We start from the raw sequence: 20,637 nt of genomic DNA, 5'->3' as shown, positions 1-20,637 counted from the left end.
GCGCAGATTCTCCTCGAGCAGCCCGTGATAGCCGTCGTTGATCCCCCAGACCTTCACGCCCTCATAGAGCGCCGTGCGTGCAACCGCGCGCGCCGCTGCATTCATCCCCGGGCTGTCTCCCCCGCTCGTCATGATTGCAATACTCTTTAACACGACTCTTCCTCCCCTACCCTTTTGTATATACGCACAAAAAATGCGCATCCATATTCACTGAACTCTCTTCATCATAGCACAAATGACAAAAAAAATCCCCTCTTTTTTGAGGGGATGGTGAAGAAAATGTTTGTTTCACGTGAAACACCTACGGCACTATCGTGCAGGAACACCATTGTGATAGAGTTCATTGCACGAGAGATCGATCTCATCGTTCCAACTGATTCCATAGCCCCCCGCATCTACCTTGACCTGTTCAAACAGACCTTTTGTCGATTGAAGCATTTCAAACGGCTTCCACTTGCGAAAGAGTGGTGCAACAGCGTATAATTTCGTCTCCCCGTTCATAAAGGAAACAAGCAACTCATAGTTCGAACAAGGCTTTACATCGCGTACCTTATAAAACATGAAACACACTCCCTTCACAGTTTATGAAAGCGGCGGCAACTGGACAAACTCCTGCGTATTCCAGATTTGCAGCAGTTCATCCTGATAGCGTGATGCCCACTCGCGCACCAGAGCCTGTGACTTTGCCGGCAAATCACCTTCCAGCATGGCAAGCGTCTGTATGTCGAACGCGCCCATATACTCGCCATACATGACATGAAAATGCGGTGGATTGTGTTCCGCCTGTTGAAAATACATTTTGATGACGAGTCCATGAAAGCGCGCGATAATCGGCATAACAACATCTCTCCTACAATTATAGAATTCTGCGGTTGAGGAATCAATGCCTGTCGCAAATTATACAACAAGATGTTTCACGTGAAACATTTCCTGTCGCTCAGTTCTCACGCGCGAGGTCACGGAAGCGCGTGTACTCCTTCTGGAAGAACATCTTCACTGTGTCGGTCGCGCCGTTACGGTGCTTTGCAATGCTCAGCTCCGTGATGTTCGCGTTCTCCGTGTCCTGATTGTAGTAGTCCTCACGGTAGAGGAACATGACGATGTCCGCATCCTGCTCAATGGATCCGGACTCGCGCAGATCGGAGGGCATGGGACGCTTGTCCGAGCGTCCCTCCGTCGCACGCGAGAGCTGCGAGAGCACGATGATGGGCACACTCAGCTCGCGTGCGAGCACCTTGAGCGAGCGCGTCATCTCGGCGACGGCGAGGGTGCGGTTCTCTGCACGCCCCGGTGCCTGAATCAGCTGGAGGTAGTCAATCGCGATGAGGTCGAGCCCACGCTCTGCCTTCAGTCGTCGCGCGCGCGTACGGATATCCATAACCGTCGTACTGCTCGTATCGTCAAAGTAGAGGTTCGTCTTTATCATGCGGTCGGCAACCTTGACGAGGCGGCTCCACTCCTCCTCGTCCAACTCGCCGCGTGCGAGATGCGTTGCATCAATCTGTCCCTCGGCACAGAAGATACGGTGCATCAGCTGCTCGCGCGGCATCTCGAGCGAAAAGAACGCCACCGTCCCGCCCTGCAGGGCCACATGAGTCGCGAGGTTGAGAACGAATGCCGTCTTACCCATCGCAGGGCGCGCGGCAACGATAATGAGGTCGGACTTTTGCAGACCGCGCGTCACGGAGTCGAGAGTCGCAAGCCCCGTCGAGAGTCCCGTGATTCCGCCCTTTGCCTTGGAGAGTTCGCTGATGCGATCCACGGCGTCAAAGACCACATCCTTGATCGGGGTGAAGGCGCCCGTCGTCCGCCCACCTGCAATCGCAAGGATCTTCTGCTCGGCGCCATCCAGCTGAACGGCAATATCCTCGCTGCCCTCATACGCCATGCCCGCAATCTCCGTACTCACATCAATGAGCGAGCGCAGGATTGCCTTTTCCTTGACAATCTTCGCATAGTGAGCGAGGTTCGCCGTGCTCGGCACGCTGTTCGTCAGATTCGCGAGAAAGGTGATGCCGCCAACCTGTTCGAGGAGCCCGCTCTTTCTGAGCGACTCCGTCACCGTCACAATGTCGACAGGTTCTCCATCACGCACGAGGCTCTCCATTGCCTCAAAGACGACGCGGTGTGCCTGCCGATAGAACTCATCTGCGCGCAGCAGTTCGATCGCCTGCGTGACGGCCTCCTTTTTCAGCATCATCGCACCGAGCACGGACAGCTCTGCCTCGATGCTCTGCGGTGGAACGCGTCCTTCCGGCATTATTCTCCCCCCTTCTCTTTCCATTTCTCATCCGCAAAGAGCACGGCAAATGCCTCCTCCGCCTTCTTCAACCGATGGATGGTGTGCCCCAAATGCCCCTCGGGGATGTCCTTCTTGTTCTCCCACGGGATGATGAGCGTCGAGATGCCTGCCTGCCGTGCGCCGTACGCCTTCTCAAAGACACCGCCCACGGGCTTGATCTCTCCTTGGAGTGAAATCTCGCCTGTCACAGCCACATCCTGACGGATTGCCGCGCCCGTCACGGCGCTCACAATTGCCGCGAGAATGGCAGTGCCCGCGCTGGGGCCGTCGATGTTGCCGCCGCCAATCACATTGACGTGGATGTCATAGTCGTGGATATCGCGCCCCGTCAGCTGACGCATCACGGACGCGGCGTTGAACACGGAGTCCTTCGCCATGCTGCCCGCCGTCTCGTTGAACCGCACCGTGCCCTTGCCCTTCTCTGTTGCGGGAAATGCCACCGCCTCAATCTCGATAATCGAACCGAGGAAGCCCGCGACGCCAAGGCCGAACACCCTGCCGACGGCAGGCGTATCCGATGCCTTCTTTCGCCCGAATTGATAGAGGCGGCTGACCTGCGCAACCTCGTAGATATCGTCCTTTGTGACGAGAAGGGGGGGCGCGGCGGAGGTAGTGTTTCCTTGATCGTTCAAGGCGCCCCTTCCACCGCTTGCACGGTCTACACGTTCCGCGCGCAGGCCCCTCCCCGCTGCGGCAGGGGAGGCTTTGGAGTTTGGCGCGATTGTTTCACGTGAAACAATCTGCTCGATCTCTGCATCGGGGAGGCGGTTCAGCGCAAGGCTGTACGCGTCCGCAAGGATGTTGATCGCCTTGCGGCCCTCAATCGTGTACGCGCTGATGAGCTGCGCCGCGCCGTCGCCAAGCCTGACATTCAGCCTCTCGGCCGCATTCTCGACAATCGTCAGGATATGCGCGGGTGTCAGCGGCTCGAAGTAGATCTCCGCACAGCGTGAGCGCAGCGCAGGGTTGATATGCTCCGCATCGCGCGTTGTCGCACCGATGAGCACAAAGTCCGCGGGTGCCCCCTCCTCGAAGAGTTTGCGGATGTAGGGCGGCACGCGCTTGTCGTCGGGATCGTAGTACGCCGACTCAAAATAGGCGCGTTTGTCCTCGAGCACCTTGAGCAATTTATTTTGCAGCATCTCGTCCATCTCGCCGATCTCGTCGATGAATAGAATACCGCCGTGCGCATCCGTCACGAGTCCCGGCTTCGGCTCGGGGACACCGCTGTCGGCGAGACTCTTCTGCGCGCCCTGATAGATGGGGTCATGCACGGAGCCGAGCAGAGGGTTCGTCATATCGCGCGGATCCCAGCGCAGCGTCGTTCCGTCCGTCTCCACAAAGGGTGCATTCTCACCAAAGGGAGACACGGCACGCTTCTTCGCCGCCTCGAGCACGAGGCGCGCTGCCGTCGTCTTGCCCACACCCGGCGGCCCATAGAGGAGCAGGTGCTGCGGATAGGGCGAGGAGAGCTTCGCCATGAGCGAGCGCACGGCGCGCTCCTGCCCCACAATCTCATCGAAATTCTGCGGACGCAGCAGTTCCATGACCGACTGGGTGAGATGAACGCTCTCGAGCGCCTCCAGATCCTCACGCTTCTTCTTGTCGTGCGGCGACTCCGTGCCGGGACTCTCCTCCGAGATCACCTGCCGGCGGATATCATCCACATACTCCTCGTGATCCTTCTCGAGCTTCTCATTCACCTTGCGCTCAATCCGATCCTCGAGATCGCGCCGTGCGAGAATGCCCGCAAGCTGCTCCGTCATACGGTTCAGTATCTCCGGGATCTCCGCCTCCGACGGCGGCGGGGAGAGCAACGGATCCTCCTCGAGGATGCGCATGAGGGCAAGCACGCGTTCACGCCGATTCTCCGAGCGCATGAGCGCCATTGCGTTCATCTTGCCCGCCTGGATGACGAGCCGCTCCGTCCCCATCGTGTCGGCGAGCATGCGAAAGATCACCGCGATCTCCGCATCAATCCGTGCCTCGGGTGACAGCTCGGGCGGCTTCTCCTTTTTCCCGTCGCCGCCGAATAAGTCCTTGAAAAATGACATAGAAATTGTTTCCTTTTGTATAAGAGGGGCTGATGAGATGATCCTCATCAGCCCGCTCTATATTGTAGTTTCGTAATCATCCAGGCGCTACGCAAAGCGCCCCTTCCACCGCTTACGCGGTCCCCCTCCCCCGTTCCGACGGGGGAGGCTTTTTAGAGTAGTCCCCGGTATCTTAGCTTCCCCCGTCGAGACGGGGCCTGTGCGCGGAACGCGTAGAAGTGGCGAACAAAGTGAGCCGATAGGGGCGCCGGTTGCATATGCGACTTTCTTACGATAGAGAAGCGTATGTCGCTCAAAGCGCCCCTTCCACCGCTTGCTGACCTGTCCAAGAAGCAAGCCCATAGGGCGCAGCTGATTGGGAAACAGGTCGTATGCGAAAACGTCCCAAGAACACGAGCGTTAGCGACGTGTGATTGGTTGACGTTGACCGCTCGCGGTTCCCCTCCCCCATTCCGACGGGGGAGGCTGTCCTACTCGGAATCCTCACCTTACTCTTTCCTCACGTGAATCTTGATCGTGGTGGAGATGTTCGGATGCACCTTGACGATTGCCTCGTACAGCCCCTCGCCCACAACCTCGCCGCGAATCGTAATCTTGCGTCGATCCACGTCGATGTTCTTCTTCTTCAGTGCCTCCGCGACATCCTTGCCCGTCACCGCGCCGAAGAGCCGCCCGTTCTCGCCGATGCGCACGGGAATCTCCACCTCGACCTTCTCGAGCTGCGCCGCCATCAGCTTCGCCTCATCGACCGCCATGGCATCCTTGCGCGCCTTCGCGCCCGCCTGTGCCTTTGCGACATTCACATTCTCGCTGCTCGCAGGCAGTGCGAGCTTCTTCGGCAGGAGGAAATTGCGCCCGTAGCCGTCCGCAACCTCCACAATCTCGCCCTTTTTCCCGATATTCTTAACGTCCGCCTGTAGTATGACCTTCATGACTGTCACTCTCCTCTATATATGCCCTTGCCTGTTCGACGACATTGCCGCGCACCACGCTGAGCGGCACGCCCTTTACCTGCGCGCCCGCCACATTCGCATGACCGCCGCCGCCGAACGCCTCCATAATCACCTGAACATTCATCTCGCCCGTTGAACGCGCGCTGATGCCGACCACGTCGCCCGGGAGCTGGAACACATAGATACTCATGCGTACCCCGTCCACGCGGAGCATGCCGTCCGCCGCCTGCGCCGCGATGATCTGACCGTTCGGCAGGCGATCGGGAATGCTGCCGACGATCAGCCCGCCGGGGAAATACTCTGCATTCGCCTTCGCACGCGCGAGCGCCACCGTCGTCTCATAGTCACTCTGGAACAGCGCCCGGACGAGCACGGGATCAGCACCCGCACGTCTGAGGTACGCCGCCGCATCAAAGGTACGAACCCCCGCGCCGACGCTGAAATTCTTCGTATCGACCACAACGCCCGAGTAAAGCGCCGTCGCATCGAGCCGTGTCGGCCGCACACTGTCGCCAAAGTACATGAGCAGTTCCGTCACGAGCTCGCTCGCCGAGCTGGATGCTGTCTCGATGTAAACGAGCAGCGGATTCTTGACAAAATTCTCGCTGCGGCGATGATGATCGATCACGACGATCTTCGGAATGCGGTCAAGCAGCGTCGGGTCGGCGAGGATGTGCGGGATATGCGCATCCACCACGACGAGCAGCGCCGAGAGCGACGCGACACCCGCGATATCGCCCGCACGGACGAAAAGATCGTCATACGCCTCATCCTTTTCGACCATCTCCAGAATACGGTCAATGCCCTCATTCATATCGCTGAGGACGATGTGCACGGGCTTGCCGAGCGCACGCGCCATGCATGCAACGCCCATCGCGGCCCCGAAGCAGTCATAGTCCTCGTTGTGATGCCCCATGACATAGACCTCGTCCGCACTCTCCATGATATCGCGCAGTGCGTGCGCCACGACACGTGCCTTTACGCGCGTATGCTTCTCGACCGCCTTTGCCTTGCCGCCGAAGAACTGCGTCTTGCCGCTGATATCGAGTGCCACCTGATCGCCGCCGCGCCCGAGCGCGAGGTCGAGCTTCGCCTCCGCCTCCTCGCCGAGCTCCTTCAGCGACTGCTCCGACGCGAGCGAGAGACCGATCGAGAGCGTCACGGGCATCCCCTTCGAGTTGACAATCTTGCGCACCTGGTCGAGGATGTCAAATTTCTCCGCAATCGCATGGTCGAGTGACGCACGATCCAGGAGCGCTACGAACTCCCCATCCGAAATGCTGCGCATAAAGCCGCCGAGGCCGTTCATCCACGCATCCAGACGCTCGCGCACGGCGAGCAGCAGCATGGACTTCTCCGCCTCCGACTGCCCCTGCATGATCTCGTCATAGTTGTCGAGCTGGATGTAGAGCAGAGCCGTGCGGCTCGCGCGAAAGCGCTGCTCGAGATCGGCAAGCTCCGTCTCGTCCTCCACATAGAGCGCCATCAGGGGATCCATATGCGACGGCGTCGGCACCATGCGATGATAGATGCGATAGGAGTGCCCCTCATGCGAGAGACGATACTCCCCCTCGATCCCCCAGATCGCCTCGAGATTGAACTTCGGCCAGAAATCCACGACCGCCGTCCCCTGCTCCGGCTTCACGCCACCGAGGGACTCCGCGAGCTGACGGTTGCACCACTCGAGATGACCGTCCTTGTTCACGAGGAGGATCGCCTGCGGCAGAGAGTCCACCGCATAGTTCATAACATTGTTGACATTGCGGATAACGCCCATACAGTAGCGGTCAAACCGTCGTTCCCTGTCACGACAACGCTCCCACGCAAACGCGACAAGCACAGCCCAGAGCAGGAGGGCCGCAGTGCCCACATAGGAATTGTAGCAGAACGTCACAAGCGCAAGCGCGAGCATGACGATCAGATGGATCGTCAGGTCGATCCACGCGGATAGATTTCGCGGCATAGAATCACCTTCTTTATATGGATAACGTATATGCAATATATTGCTCACTGACGTTCGCGGAACTTCTTTCGATAGTCAAATGCGATGTCGAACAGCCCCGTCCACGAGATGATCTGCGTCATAAAACCGTTCAGTGCGATGAAGATATAGATGATGATGCGTATGAACGAGGATACATTGAACCGCTTCATCAGGAACTGCACGAGCGAGAGCCCCTGCACGAGCCCCGCGATGAACGAGATCAGATAGCCGTTCAGCGCCGCCTGATAGAGCCACGAGATATCACGCGTCGAGCCCCAGTAGATGCCGATCAGCGAGAACGCAAAGAGATAGGAGAAGAAGATCGGCAGCCGCCACTCGGTAAAGGCGGGCAGCCCCTTCGCGGGAATACCAAGGCGCACGAGCACCTTGCGCAGCACGACAAACGATGCCGTGACCTCGATCACGGAGCTGCCGAGGAAGAGCGCGGGCAGCATGAGCACGAAGAGCTCGAGCACCTGCGCCGATGCCGCGCGTGTCTCCTCGAGCTGCGCCTCGTCCATGCCGAGGGAGCGGTACATGGCAAGCGTCTCATCCATCGTCTCGTTCGCCATGGAAATATCCATCGCAAACGGATTCAGTCCGAAGAGCAGGAGCATCATTCCCGCCGCTACCGCCTTGCCCGCGAGCGAGGCAAGCGCCCCGCCCGTGAGCGCGCGCACAGTGTCTGCCCCACGCCGAAAGAACGCGCCGAGGACGAGCCCTGTCGGCGCGAACGAGAGCACGAAGAACGCGCCCGTCACGGGTGTCGCAAAGAGCATCGTGAGGATGAGCGACGCCGCTGCCGCGAGCACACCCCAGCGCAGCCCCTCACGCACAGTCACGAGCGCAATAAAGACCGGCCAGAACATCCCCATCATCATCGTCAGCATGGGCAGATAGATTGCCGCGAGCGCGTAGACCACCGCTGCGGCAGTCATCACCCCCGCCGTTGCGGCGGGTCTTGCACCTTGCTCACTCATTCCATATCCTTTCAGCGGATTTGTCCGCATTCCCTTTCCAATAAAAAGACTTCCCTATTATAGCAGATTTTAGCCGTGCTGTCACGGAGTCGAAACGAACGACTCTTTAATCGTATATTACGGGGAACAGGAAACAGCGCCGTGCGATGCTCCTAAGCAAACCCTAGTGGAGCAAGCGGAAACGAGGGCACGTTCTGCCCCCTGCGGATTTCTTTCGTTCAAGCGAAGCGCGTTTAAGAAGTCCGCAGGTATTAGGGAATCACGAACTCAATGATGCCGTTCAGATTGGTGCAGATTTTCCGTCCTGTCAAGAAGATAAACCGGAAGCATAGCGGCGGCTATGCTGAGGATTTATCGACGCAGAGAGGGCGAAAAAGATGTGCCAAGATGAATGGTTGAATGAGTCCGTGATTCCCTCGCAGATAAGTGCCCGACCGCTTGCGTAACTAAGCGTTTGCGTGGAGCAAGCACGGGGTACTCCGTAACATATGACAAAGAGCCCTCTTTGTAAATTCCTATGCAAAGGCGGGGGCTTTATGTTATAATGAAACGAATATTGTCTTTCAACGAATGGTACGCTATTATCTACAGGAGTGTGAAACTACTTGTTCGGAATATCTTCGATTCTAAAACGCTTCCTTGGCGACAACAATGACAAGGAGATCGCGCGCTACCGCGAGATCGTGGAGCAGATCAACGCGCTTGAGCCCACGATGATGAACCTCACGGACGACAAGCTGACGGGCTACACGCGGAAATTCCGCGAGCAGCTCGAACAGGGGCAGGCGATGGAGGAGATCCTCCCCGAGGCGTTTGCCGTCGTGCGCGAGACCTCGCGCCGTGTGCTCGGCATGCGCCACTTCGACGTGCAGCTCATCGGCGGCATCTGCCTCCACGAGGGTCGCATCGCCGAGATGCGCACAGGCGAGGGCAAAACCCTCGTCGCGACCACGGCGGTCTACCTCAACGCACTCGCGGGCAAGGGCGTCCACATGGTCACGGTCAACGACTACCTCGCACGCCGCGACAGCGAGTGGATGGGCAAGCTCTATCGCTACCTCGGGCTGTCGGTCGGACTCATCGCGCACAATATGGACTTCCCCGAGCGCAAGGCGGCGTACGCCGCAGATGTGACGTTCGGCACGAACAACGAGTTCGGCTTTGACTACCTGCGCGACAACATGGTGCTCTCCGAGGGGCAGATGGTGCAGCGCCCGTTGCACTACGCGATTGTCGACGAGGTGGACTCCATCCTCATCGACGAGGCGCGCACGCCGCTCATCATCTCCGGCCCCGGCACGAAGTCCACGGACAACTACCGCGTCATGGCGGAGGCGGTACGCCATCTGAAGGAGGGCGAGGACTACACGGTCGACGAGAAGCAGAAGACCGTCGCGCCCGCCGACTCCGCTGTGCCGAAGATCGAGAAGATTGTCGGCATCACGAACCTCTACGCACCCGAGAACATCGAGCTCTCGCACTGCTTTACGGCGGCGCTGCGCGCAAAGGCGCTGATGCACCGCGACCGCGACTACGTGGTGAAGGGCGACGAAATCGTCATTGTCGACGAATTTACGGGACGCCTGATGGAGGGGCGCCGCTACTCCGATGGTCTGCATCAGGCGATCGAGGCGAAGGAGGGCGTCAAGATTCAGCGCGAGTCGCAGACGCTCGCGAGCATCACCTTTCAGAACTATTTCCGCATGTACGACAAGCTCGCGGGCATGACGGGCACGGCAAAGACGGAGGAGAACGAATTCCTCAAGATCTACAACCTCCCCGTCATTGTCATCCCGACGAACAAGCCCATTCAGCGCATCGACGAGGCGGATGTCATCTACAAGACGAAGGCGGCGAAATACCGCGCCGTCGGCCGCGCAGTCAAGGAGATTCACGAGACGGGGCAGCCAATCCTCATCGGCACAACCTCCATCACGCAGTCCGAGGAGATGTCGAATGTCCTGAAAAGGAACGGCATCCCGCACGTCGTGCTGAACGCGAAATTCCACGAGAAGGAAGCCGAGATCGTTGCAAACGCCGGGCAGAAGGGCGCGGTCACGATCGCGACGAACATGGCGGGACGCGGCACGGACATCAAGCTCGGCGAGGGCGTCGAGGCACTCGGCGGGCTATACATTGTCGGTACAGAGCGCCACGAATCGCGGCGCATTGACAATCAGCTGCGCGGACGTTCGGGGCGTCAGGGCGACCCCGGTGCGTCGAAGTTCTTCCTCTCGCTTGAGGACGACCTGATGCGGCTCTTTGCCTCCGACCGCATTGCGGGCATCATGGATCGCCTCGGCATGGAGGAGGACGAGCCCATCGAGCACGCCATCATCACGCGCTCGATTGAGCATGCGCAGAAGAAGGTCGAGGCGCGCAACTTCGACATCCGCAAGCACGTCCTAGAGTACGACGATGTCATGAATCAGCAGCGCGAGGTCATCTACGGCGAGCGCAAGAAGATCCTGCTCGGCGAGAATCTGCGCGAGAACATCCTCGCCATGGTGAAGCACATCATCAAGGACGAGATGACGCAGTACGCGAACGAAAAGCTGTATCCCGAGGAGTGGCAGCTCGACGCGCTCATCGAGGACGCGGAGAAGGTGTATGCGCCGAAGGGACGCCTCAAGAAGGCAGAGCTCGAGGCGCTGGCGCGCGACGAGATTCAGGAGGAGCTCGAAAAGGTCGCCGAAGAGGGCTACCGCTCGCGTGAGCTGATGTTCGGCGAGGAGAATATGCGCGAGCTCGAGAAGGTCGTCATGCTGCGCGTTGTCGATCAGAAGTGGATGGATCACCTCGACCACATGGATATGCTGCGTGAGGGCATCAACCTACGTGCGTATGGACAGCGTAACCCGCTTGTCGAGTACAAGATTGAGGCGCTCACAATGTTTGAGGAGATGGAGGCGTCCATCATGGATCAGATCGCCTCCCTCATGTACCATGTGAGCATCGTCACCCCCGCGATGGCAACGCAGCAGGCAGCACCGCCCGTCTCCGCCGATGGTACGCCGCGCCCCGCCCCCGTGGTGGACGAGGGGGCACAGCGCCGCGCGGAGCAGCTGCTCGCACGCGAGCGGTCGAAACTTGAAGACCACCTTATGAACGCGCGCGCCTCGCATGGCGACGAGTCCGTCCCCGCCGAGGCAAAGGCGACAAAGAACGAGGAAGGCAGGAAGGTCGGGCGCAACGACCCGTGCCCCTGCGGCAGCGGCAAGAAGTATAAGAACTGCCACGGGAAGGATAAGTAACGGGGCGCCAAAGGGGACTGTTGCACGAACGCCCCTATCGGCTCGCTACGCTCGCCACTTCCCCCGTTGCGACGGGGGAAGCTAAGATGCCATAATTCCAGCCTCCCCCGTGCGTCACGGGGGAGGGGGACCGCTTGCGGTGGAAGGGGCGCCTTGGACTATGCAGGAAATATACCGCGTCTGACGAAACATCATACGAACAGGAAACAGGGATTTACATTTAAGGACAAAAATATGCTGGAAGATCTGAAACCGATACTGAATGATCTGGGCGAGAAGCTCGATCAGATGCGCATCTCTCTGGAGATTCCCGCGAAGGAGGAGAAGATCGCCGAGCTCGAGTACAAGATGGGCGAGCCGTCCTTCTGGGACGATGCGGCGGCGGCGCAGAAGCTGAATCAGGAGCTCGCCGCACTCAAGGGCGGCGTCGACACCTATCGTGACCTCAAGGGGAAGTACGAGGATGCTGAGACGCTCTACGAAATGGGCATCGAGGAGAACGATCCCTCGATGGAGAGCGACATCCGCGCGGAGCTGACCCTCATTGCCGAGGGGCTTGAGACACTCCAACTCGAGGTGCTGCTCTCGGGCGACTACGACGCCAACGACGCCATCCTCACGCTCCACGCGGGCGCGGGCGGCACGGAGGCGCAGGACTGGACACAGATGCTCCTCCGTATGTACGGGCGTTGGGCGGAGCGGCACGGCTTCACCGTCGAGACCGCAGACCTGCAGCCGGGCGACGAGGCGGGCGTGAAGTCCGCGACGCTCTTTATCAAGGGGCACAACGCCTACGGCTTTTTGAAGTCCGAGAAGGGCGTGCACCGTCTCGTGCGCATCTCACCGTTTGACGCGCAGGCGCGGCGGCACACGTCGTTCTCTGCGTGCGATGTGATGCCCGAGATCGACGATGCTGTGGAAGTCCCCATCAATATGGACGATGTGCGCGTCGACTATTTCCGCGCGAGCGGCGCGGGCGGACAGCACATCAACAAGACCTCGTCCGCCGTCCGCATGACACACGAGCCGACGGGCATTGTCGTGCAGTGTCAGAACGAGCGCTCACAGCTGCAGAACAAGGAGCAGTGCCTCAAGATGCTCCGTGCAAAGCTCTTTGAGCTTGAGCAGGAGAAGAAGGAAGAGGAGATCGCGAAACTCGAGGGCGTGCAGCAAAAGATCGAGTGGGGCAGCCAGATCCGCTCCTACGTGTTCCAGCCGTACACGATGGTGAAGGACGTGCGCACGAACGCCGAGACGGGCAATGTGCAGGCGGTCATGGACGGCGAGCTCGATCCCTTTATCCGCGCGTATCTGAACGCCAAGGCAAATCACGAGTTCTAACCCCAAGCCTCCCCTGCCACAGTGGGGGAGGGGGACCATGCGCAGCATGGTGGAAGGGGCGCTTTGGACGGTGGAGGCTTTCTATCGTCAGAAATGCGCATAAGTCACTGGCGCCCCTATCGGCTCGCCGAGGCTCGCCACTTCCCCCGCTTCGGCGGGGGAAGCTAAGGAAGCACTGATAAATTCAGCACCGGCATCTTGGCGCATCTTTTTCGCCCTCTCTGTGTCGACAAATCCTCCACATAGCTCTTGCTATGCGTCCGGTTTGTCTCCTTGACAGGACAAAAAATCTGCACCAATCTGACGGACTTCATTTTATCAGTGATTCCCTAAATGTTGATCTCGTTCCGAAGGAGCACCCCATGTGGAAAGCATCAGCCGTCGTCCTCGCCCTCGCCGCCCTCATTGTCGCAGGGCTCTTTGCAATCCCGAACGTCGTCTCGCATATGATCACGGAGTCCCTGCGTGACCGCACGGGTGCGCAGGACGTGCAGCTCTCCATCACGGAGAGCCCGCGCCTCGTCTTCGGCGAGATTGGCGCGCTCGACGGCGTGATGCGGGAGGGGCGCATCGGCAAGCTCTTTGTGCGCGAGCTGACGCTCACAGGGACGAACCTCCGCTTTGATATGGGAGCACTCCTCTCTGCGCACGAGCTCACGCTGACCGAGGCGGAGCGCGTGGAGATGCGCGGTGTGGTGGACGAGGACGCAATCCGCGAGCTCATCACGAACGCGGCGGACAAATTCGCCGATGTTGCCGTCACCGTGCAGCCCGACCACATCCTTGCCACAGCAAAGACACGCGCCTTCGGACAGACCTTCGAGGTGACGCTTGAGGGCGGCTTCGTCATCGTGAGCGGCGACCTCTACTACAAGGCGACGCGCATCTCCGCGCGCGGACTCGGGCTGAACGCCCTCAGTCTCGACGGACTCTTCCCCGACGTACTCGTTGCGCGTGCGGGCACGCTCCCCTTTGGTCTGGCATTTGAGACGGTCGAGGCAAAGGACGGCGTGGTGATCCTCACGGCGGGGAAATAAGAATAGATGTGCTTGAACGAATGTGGTGCAACGCCCCAAAGCGAACCCTAGTGGAGCAAGTGAGTAAAGTTACTGACCTGTCCAAGAAGCAAGCCCATAAGGCGTAGCTGATTGGGAAACAGGTCGTATGGGAAAACGTCCCAAGAACACAAGCGGCAGCGATGTGTGATTGGATGACGTTGACCGCTCGCGTTCTGCCCCCTGCGGATTTCTTTCGTTCAAGCGTAGCGCGTTTAAGAAGTCCGCAGGTATTTAGGCAGATAAGTGTACGACCGCTTGCGTAACTAAGCGTTCGCGTGGGGCGTGCATCACAGTAACAAGGAATCATATATGAAGAAATTTCACTATCATCCGCTCCTCCTCGCCGCAATCCTCATCGGATTCGTCGCGAGCCTCGTCATCGGTATGGAACGCCACGCCGTCGAGGAGGACACGCGCACGGTGGAGCTCGCCATCGACTACGAGGGACTGTTGGAGCTTGCCGCCCGCGAGGGGCTGCCACCTGAGGACGTCCTCGCGCGCGCGAAGCAGGCGGGGATCACCTCGCTTGCCGTCTACGAGACGACCTTTGAAAAATTCAACAAAAACGGCAAGGCAAACGCCCTCAAGGGCGCGGACATCCTCGCCGCCTATCACACGGGCATGCTCAATGATCCCCTCTGGCGCGCCCTTGTCGAGGAGGGCAAGGTCGTCGGCACGGAGATCTACGTCGTCTCGCACGACCCCGTGACCTATGCCGAACTGAAGGAAGATCTGTTTCGCCGCTTCGGTGCGGCGCGCGTCACCGTTCACACGGTCGGCACGGACGAGGTCATCGCCGTCAAGGATCACTACGAAGCCTTTGAAAAGCGCAACATCGGGCTGCCGTCCGATGAGATGCGCGCCGTCAACGCGGCGGGCTTCGACGTGATTGCGCGCCCCTCGAACTACCATAACTGCACGCCCGACGATGTGCATGCCGTGTTTGCGCGCATGGACGGGATCGCCGTCTCGGCAATCGTCTTCTCGGGACAGGAGACCCTCGGCGCACCGAAGGCGTTGCAGACGACAATCGACGAAATGAACGCGCGCCGCCTGCCCCTCGGGCTGATTGAGGACGTGACCCAGCTCCAATTTTACAAGCAGCAGGGCATGGACGAGATTGCAGCGGGCGTGGGCTACGACGACGTTGCGCGTCTCTACGCCATCCCGAAGGATGAGCTGAAAAAGCTCAAGATCGACGCCGCAGTCGAGCGCTGGGTGACGACGGACGAGGAGCGCAACATCCGCATCAACCTCCTGCGCATCTACGACGAACCCGCGCCGAACATGAGTCTCATCGAGACGAATATGAAGTACTTTGCTGACACGCGCGCGGCGCTTGAGTCCCACGGATTCAAAATCGGGCGTGCGGGCACGTTCGCCTCCTACGAGCCGTCCCGCATCCTGCGCGCCCTCGTCATGATGGGCGTTGCGGCGGCAGGTGTGCTCTATCTCTCCCTTGTCATCCCTGCGCTGAACCGCCGGCGAAAGGCTGTCGTGCTCTTTTTCGCCGTCGCTGCGCTTATCACGATGATGCCGATTCTCATCGGTGCGGGAAGCAAGGTGCGGATTGTCGCGGCGCTTGCGAGCGCAAATCTCTTTCCGACGCTCGCCATCGTCGCGCTGCTTGACCTCCTGCGCGGGCGGCGCTTCCCGAAGAACACGCCCACGTGGCGCATCCTCGTTGCGGGGCTGCTCCTGCTCGGCATCACGAGCGCGCTGTCCATGATCGGCGCTGCCTATCTCTCGGGTGCGCTCACGGATACGCGTTACCTCCTCGAGTTCGACATCTTCCGCGGGATCAAGCTGACCTTTGTCCTGCCGATGATCCTCGTCGCCGTCGCCTTCATGCAGCGGTTCGACATCTTCGACGGGCAGTTCGACGCGTCGGCGGGCGTGCTCGGGCAGCTGCGCGAGATCATGGCGACACCCGTGCGCGTCGGCTCGCTCCTCGGGGGGCTCGTCCTCCTCGGCGCACTCGTCGTGCTCGTCCTGCGCAGCGGGCACACCTCGGGCATGCCCGTGCCCGGCATCGAGCTGAAGATGCGCGCGGCACTCGAGCAGCTCTTCTACGCGCGTCCGCGCACAAAGGAGTTCCTGATCGGGCATCCTGCGTTCCTGCTCGCGCTCTACGGTGCGGCGCGCAGGTGGCGGACGTGGATCATCTTCGGACTCGTGCTCGCCGCGACCATCGGACAGGGGTCGATGGTCGAGACCTTCGCACATATGCGCACGCCGATTGAAATGTCGCTCGTGCGCGGCATTGGCGGCGTCTTCCTCGGCGGTGCGATCGGCGCTCTGCTCGTCGCACTCGTCGCCGCGTGGAATCACTTGCTTGAGCGCGTGCGGAAAGCTGTGTAATCGCCTAGACGAATATACTATATGGGAATGGGAAAACGGAACGGAGGGCATTCTACCCGATGAAGCGGATCGTTGTATCGGGGTACTACGGCGCCAAGAACGCGGGCGATGAAGCCATGCTTGCGGCGATGCTCGAGGTACTCGCGGATTTGGACCCGGAACTTCATATCACCGTCATCACCGCCGACCCTGCCGACACCGAGCGGCGGCACGGCGTAAACGCCGTCGGCTCCTTTGATATGGGCGGAATCTGTGGGGCACTGCGCCGCGCCGACCTCCTCATCAGCGGCGGCGGCAGCCTCCTGCAGAACGTCACGAGCCGGCGCAGCCTCTACTACTACATGGGCATCATCCTGCTCGCTCTGCTCCTCGGGAAAAAGGTCATGCTGTACGCGCAGGGCATCGGCCCCGTGACGGGGCGTTTCGCCTGTCGCTGCATGCGCTGGCTCGGCAACCGCGTCTCCCTCATCACCGTCCGTGACGAGGGGTCAATGGCAGAGCTGCGCCGCCTCGGCATCACGCGCCCGCCGATGGAGTGCACGGCAGATCCCGTGCTCGGCATCCATCCCGTCGGACGCACCGCAGGACGCGCCATCCTCAGCCGCTATGGGGCGGACGGAGCGAAGCCCGTCGTCGGCATCTCCGTGCGCGACTGGCAGGGCTGGCAGCACTACAAGGAAATCCTCGCCGAGATCAGCGACGCCATCGTGCGCGAGCTGGACGCGCGCGTCATCTTCCTGCCCATGCAGTACCCCGAGGACGTACGGACGGCAAAGACCGTCGCCGCATGGACGCGCGAGGAGTGCACCGTCCTCGATGACGAGTACAGCACGAGCGAGCTGCTCTCCCTCGTCGCGAACATGGATCTCATGATCGGCGTGCGTCTCCACGCACTCATCTTTGCGGGCGTCATGGGCGTTCCCATGATCGGCATCTCGTACGACCCGAAGGTCGACCGCTTCCTCCGCTCCATCGGCGAGAAGCCTGTCAACGACCTGCAGGACATCACAACCGCGAGCGTCCTCAAAGAGGTACGCCGCAAATGGGCGGCGCGCCGCGAATTCACGGCAGCGAACGCCGACCTCCTCGCGCAGATGCGCACCCTTGCCGCGCGCAACGCCGAGCTTGCGATGGGGCTCCTGCAGGAAAAATGACGATCACACAAAAACACAAACATACTCTCCACATAAAAAGCACCCTCGCATGGGTGCTTTTTGTATGTTTTGCTGTCTCTCAGTGATTCGCCATGTCGTAGATGGCGATGACATCCGCGCGCGTGAGCGGGTGGAAGTTGCCGAGGCGGATTGTGTCGTTCGCCGTCGCAGCACTCGCGAGCTCCTCGATCGTCCCCTTGGTGAGCGCACCGATGCCGAGCCCCGCAAGACTCGTCGGCATGCCGATCTCCGTGAAGAACTCCTCCATCCTGCGGATGCCCGCGCGGGCGCGCTCCTCGTCCGTACCCGCATCCACGCCGAACAGGGCGGCGGCGAACTGTGCAAAGCGCGCCGCGTCGTCCTCGTAGACATAGCGCGCCCACGAGCCCCAGAGCGCCGTGAGCGTCATTGCGTGCGTCGCATCGTAGCGTGCGGAGAGCTCGTGTCCGAGCTTGTGCACAGAGAAGTCCTTCATGCGCCCGAGCTCCGTGATGCCGCTGTGCGAGATGCTGCCCGCCCACATGAGCTCACTCATCGCGTCGTAGTCCTTGCGGCTGACGAGGAGACGGCGCACGGACTCCATGACGGTCAGGAGGAGCTGCGCGGCGATGCGATCGGTGAGGACATTCGGCTCCTTGACGCTCGTGAAGTAGCGCTCCATCGTGTGCATCATGATATCCGCCGCGCCCGCCGCGATCTGCTCGCGCGGCAGGGTAAAGGCGAGCTCGGGGTTCATAAAGGCGATGACGGGACGGTTCAGCCGGGTATTCAGCCCGACCTTGCGCCCCGTATCCTCGTTCGTGAGCACCGCCGAGTCGCTTGTCTCGCTGCCCGCCGCGGGGATTGTGAGGACGCAGCCGAACGGCATGGTCTGCGTCAGCTCTTCCTTGCGCGTCCAGATGTCCCAGATATCAACCGTGGGATTGGCAATGCCGTGTGCGACCGCCTTTGCCGAGTCAATGACGCTGCCGCCGCCGACGCCGAGGACGAAGTTCACATCCGCCGCAATCCCCTCGCGGATCGCCTCACGCACGAAGGAGACGCGCGGATTCGGACGGACGCCGCCGATCACAAGGAAGGCAAGCCCCGCCGACGTGAGATTTTTCTCGATGCGCGAGAGCAGCCCTGTGCGCTCCGCGCTGCCGCCCCCGTAGAGGATGAGCACGCGGCTCGCCCCGAACGCGCGCAGTTTTTCGGCGACCGCATTCTCCGCGCCCCGCCCGAAGACCACCTCGGTGGGGCAGTGAAAGGTAAAGCTTTGCATGAAAATCCTCCTCGTATTTCTGTTCTTCGTTATGTGTCATCCGTGCGTACTCCACGCAAACGCTTAGTTACGCAAGCGGTCGCGTTCTCGTTCGCCTAAATACCTGCGGACTTCTTAAACGCGCTGCGCTTGAACGAAAGAAATCCGCAGGGGGCAGAACGTGCACTTTGCCCCGCTTGCTCCACTAGGGTTTGCTTAGGAGCATCGCACGAATCATATGCGTAACCTCTGCATAAATTCACGTCCCTATTATACCAGAAAATGCAGAAAAAAAAAGTTAATCTATCCGAAAGAAAACAGTTGCCAAAAGGGTTGGAAATTTCGTATAATAATAATCGGGCAAAGAAATTATTACGTAAATGTATAAGGAGGCTGAAAACATGAGTGCTGATCAAAGCAAAGAAGCACAGAGAATCCATGAGGCAGAACAAAAGTTTGATCGGACACGTCGTCTCGTCGGATTGTTCGGCGCACCGGTACTTGCCCTGCTGGTGTTCCTGACGCCCATCGACGGACTGACCGTGGAGTCGCACAAGCTGCTCGCCATCATGGTTCTTGTCGCTCTCTGGTGGATTACCGAACCGGTGCCCATCCCCGTTACCTCCCTGATCGGTCCGACGCTCGCCGTCGTCACCGGTGTGCTCCCGGCAAAGGACGCGTATGCGGCATTTGCCAACCCGATGATCTTCCTCTTCATGGGCGGATTCATCCTCGCAAAGGCGATGATGGATCACGGACTGGACAAGCGGTTCGCCTACTGGCTGCTCTCGCGCTCGTGGGTCGGCTCGAATCCGCGCCGCATCTTCCTCGCGATCGGTCTTGCTGCAGCGCTCTGCTCCGGCTGGGTCAGCAACACGGCGACCGCCGCGATGATGTTCCCGATCGCCCTCGGTCTCCTCGGCGCCATCAAGGAGATGATGGCTGCCAATGGCAAGGAGATCGACCTCCACGACTATAAATACGCGACGGGCCTCATGCTCATGACCGCGTACGCCTGCTCCATCGGCGGCGTTCTCACCCCGATCGGCACCCCGCCGAACATCATCATGCTCGGCTTCCTCGATCAGATGGCGAACATCCACATCTCATTCTTCCAGTGGATGACATGGGGCTTCATCGCGATGGTCGTCTACTTCGTCATCACGTACTTCATCCTCATTCGGATGTTCCCACCCGATGTGGACCGCATCGACGGTGCAGAGGAGTTCATCCGCGCCCGCGTTGCGGAGCTCGGCGGCTGGACGCGCGCACAGAAGAACACGCTCGTCTGCTTCCTCGTTGCCGTCTTCCTCTGGGTCTTCCCGGGCATCCTGTCGATGACCCTCGGCAGCACGAGCCCGCTGCTCAAGATGTATAACGCCCTCTTCCCCGAGGCGGTTGCCGCGATGTTCGGCGCGCTGCTCCTCTTCCTCATGCCGATCAACTTCAAGGAGCGCCAGTTCACGCTCGAGTGGAAATCGGCTGTTGCGGGCGTCGAGTGGGGCACGCTCATCCTCTTCGGCGGCGGCCTCGCGATGGGCGGCATGATGTATAAGACGGGACTCTCGCAGTGGGTTGGCGACAAGATCGTCGGCATGCTCGGCGGCGATCCCTCCGAGTTCGCCCTCGTCGCAATCTTCTGCGTCATGTCCCTGCTTCTCTCCGAGCTCACGAGCCACACGGCAGCAACCAACATGATCGGACCTCTCGCCATCACGGCAGCGATGTCGGCGGGCTTCAGCCCGATTCACGTTGCAGTCGGTATCGCGCTCTCCTCGTCGCTCGGCTTCATGCTGCCGGTGTCGACGCCGCCGAACGCGATTGTCTACGCCTCCGGCTACATCCCGATCACGAAGATGATCAAGACCGGTGTCTACATCGACTTCATCGGCATCTTCTGCGTCACCATCCCGCTTGCCATCTACTTCGTTGTCTGGATCGTGGGATAAAATT

16 protein-coding genes are annotated in these 20,637 nt (G+C 60.1%); 6 read left to right on the top strand and 10 right to left on the bottom strand.

The features are described 5' to 3' along the window. The 8 genes from AXF19_RS15115 to AXF19_RS04160 all read right to left on the bottom strand — a co-directional run. The coding region (locus AXF19_RS15115; RefSeq protein ID WP_237141732.1) for a 6-phosphofructokinase at positions 1-153 on the bottom strand (153 nt) is incomplete at its 3' end. Between the two features lie 156 nt (positions 154-309). Beyond that, complete coding sequence (locus AXF19_RS04190; RefSeq protein ID WP_066845478.1) at positions 310-561, bottom strand: DUF2442 domain-containing protein; 252 nt, start codon at positions 559-561, stop codon at positions 310-312. 21 nt (positions 562-582) lie between these two features. Continuing rightward, complete coding sequence (locus tag AXF19_RS04185; protein ID WP_066845475.1) at positions 583-837, bottom strand: DUF4160 domain-containing protein; 255 nt, start codon at positions 835-837, stop codon at positions 583-585. A gap of 100 nt (positions 838-937) precedes the next feature. Next, positions 938-2,260: a replicative DNA helicase gene (dnaB, locus tag AXF19_RS04180; protein ID WP_066845472.1), complete on the bottom strand. Its 1,323-nt coding sequence runs from the start codon at positions 2,258-2,260 to the stop codon at positions 938-940. Continuing rightward, positions 2,260-4,356 carry a S16 family serine protease gene (locus AXF19_RS04175; RefSeq protein ID WP_066845467.1) on the bottom strand — a complete coding sequence of 699 codons (2,097 nt, stop codon included), beginning with the start codon at positions 4,354-4,356 and terminating at the stop codon, positions 2,260-2,262. The genes dnaB and AXF19_RS04175 overlap by 1 nt, the downstream gene beginning before the upstream one ends. Positions 4,357-4,844: 488 nt before the next feature. Continuing rightward, positions 4,845-5,288, bottom strand: coding sequence for a 50S ribosomal protein L9 (rplI, locus tag AXF19_RS04170; protein WP_066845464.1), 444 nt, complete (start codon positions 5,286-5,288; stop codon positions 4,845-4,847). Beyond that, positions 5,260-7,272 carry a DHH family phosphoesterase gene (locus AXF19_RS04165; RefSeq protein WP_066845455.1) on the bottom strand — a complete coding sequence of 671 codons (2,013 nt, stop codon included), beginning with the start codon at positions 7,270-7,272 and terminating at the stop codon, positions 5,260-5,262. The genes rplI and AXF19_RS04165 overlap by 29 nt, the downstream gene beginning before the upstream one ends. Positions 7,273-7,316: 44 nt before the next feature. Continuing rightward, positions 7,317-8,273 (bottom strand): YybS family protein, encoded by a 957-nt coding sequence (locus AXF19_RS04160; RefSeq protein ID WP_157092481.1) that lies wholly within the window; start codon positions 8,271-8,273, stop codon positions 7,317-7,319. Between the two features lie 605 nt (positions 8,274-8,878). Between AXF19_RS04160 and secA the strand changes: the two genes are divergently transcribed. Together secA and prfB are read left to right on the top strand one after the other, a co-directional pair. Beyond that, positions 8,879-11,527, top strand: a complete 2,649-nt coding sequence (secA, locus tag AXF19_RS04155; protein ID WP_066845449.1) for a preprotein translocase subunit SecA — start codon at positions 8,879-8,881, stop codon at positions 11,525-11,527. A 234-nt stretch (positions 11,528-11,761) separates the two neighbouring features. Further along, positions 11,762-12,868 carry a peptide chain release factor 2 gene (gene prfB, locus AXF19_RS04150; RefSeq protein WP_066850042.1) on the top strand — a complete coding sequence of 369 codons (1,107 nt, stop codon included), beginning with the start codon at positions 11,762-11,764 and terminating at the stop codon, positions 12,866-12,868. 164 nt (positions 12,869-13,032) lie between these two features. On the opposite strand, the gene AXF19_RS15105 is transcribed toward prfB, so the two are convergent. Next, complete coding sequence (locus AXF19_RS15105) at positions 13,033-13,182, bottom strand: secretion protein HlyD (RefSeq protein WP_084784764.1); 150 nt, start codon at positions 13,180-13,182, stop codon at positions 13,033-13,035. Between the two features lie 48 nt (positions 13,183-13,230). Between AXF19_RS15105 and AXF19_RS04145 the strand changes: the two genes are divergently transcribed. From AXF19_RS04145 to csaB, 3 genes are all read left to right on the top strand, one after another. Beyond that, positions 13,231-13,905 (top strand): LmeA family phospholipid-binding protein, encoded by a 675-nt coding sequence (locus tag AXF19_RS04145; RefSeq protein WP_066845446.1) that lies wholly within the window; start codon positions 13,231-13,233, stop codon positions 13,903-13,905. A gap of 330 nt (positions 13,906-14,235) precedes the next feature. Further along, on the top strand, positions 14,236-16,287 hold the full coding sequence (locus AXF19_RS04140) for a DUF5693 family protein (RefSeq protein WP_066845444.1): 2,052 nt from the start codon (positions 14,236-14,238) through the stop codon (positions 16,285-16,287). 59 nt (positions 16,288-16,346) lie between these two features. Then, on the top strand, positions 16,347-17,441 hold the full coding sequence (gene csaB, locus AXF19_RS04135) for a polysaccharide pyruvyl transferase CsaB (protein WP_066845439.1): 1,095 nt from the start codon (positions 16,347-16,349) through the stop codon (positions 17,439-17,441). A 79-nt stretch (positions 17,442-17,520) separates the two neighbouring features. Here csaB and AXF19_RS04130 read toward each other — a convergent pair whose 3' ends face one another. Then, positions 17,521-18,705: an iron-containing alcohol dehydrogenase gene (locus AXF19_RS04130; protein WP_066845436.1), complete on the bottom strand. Its 1,185-nt coding sequence runs from the start codon at positions 18,703-18,705 to the stop codon at positions 17,521-17,523. 380 nt (positions 18,706-19,085) lie between these two features. Here AXF19_RS04130 and AXF19_RS04125 point away from each other — a divergent pair, with 380 nt between their 5' ends. Next, positions 19,086-20,633: an SLC13 family permease gene (locus AXF19_RS04125; RefSeq protein ID WP_066845433.1), complete on the top strand. Its 1,548-nt coding sequence runs from the start codon at positions 19,086-19,088 to the stop codon at positions 20,631-20,633. The last annotated feature ends 4 nt before the right edge of the window (positions 20,634-20,637 follow it).

This window comes from Selenomonas sp. oral taxon 126 (genome assembly GCF_001683335.1).
Lineage (GTDB): Bacteria > Bacillota > Negativicutes > Selenomonadales > Selenomonadaceae > Centipeda.
Note: the sequence above shows the minus strand (reverse complement) of the source record. Positions and strands in the feature narration are given on the sequence as shown.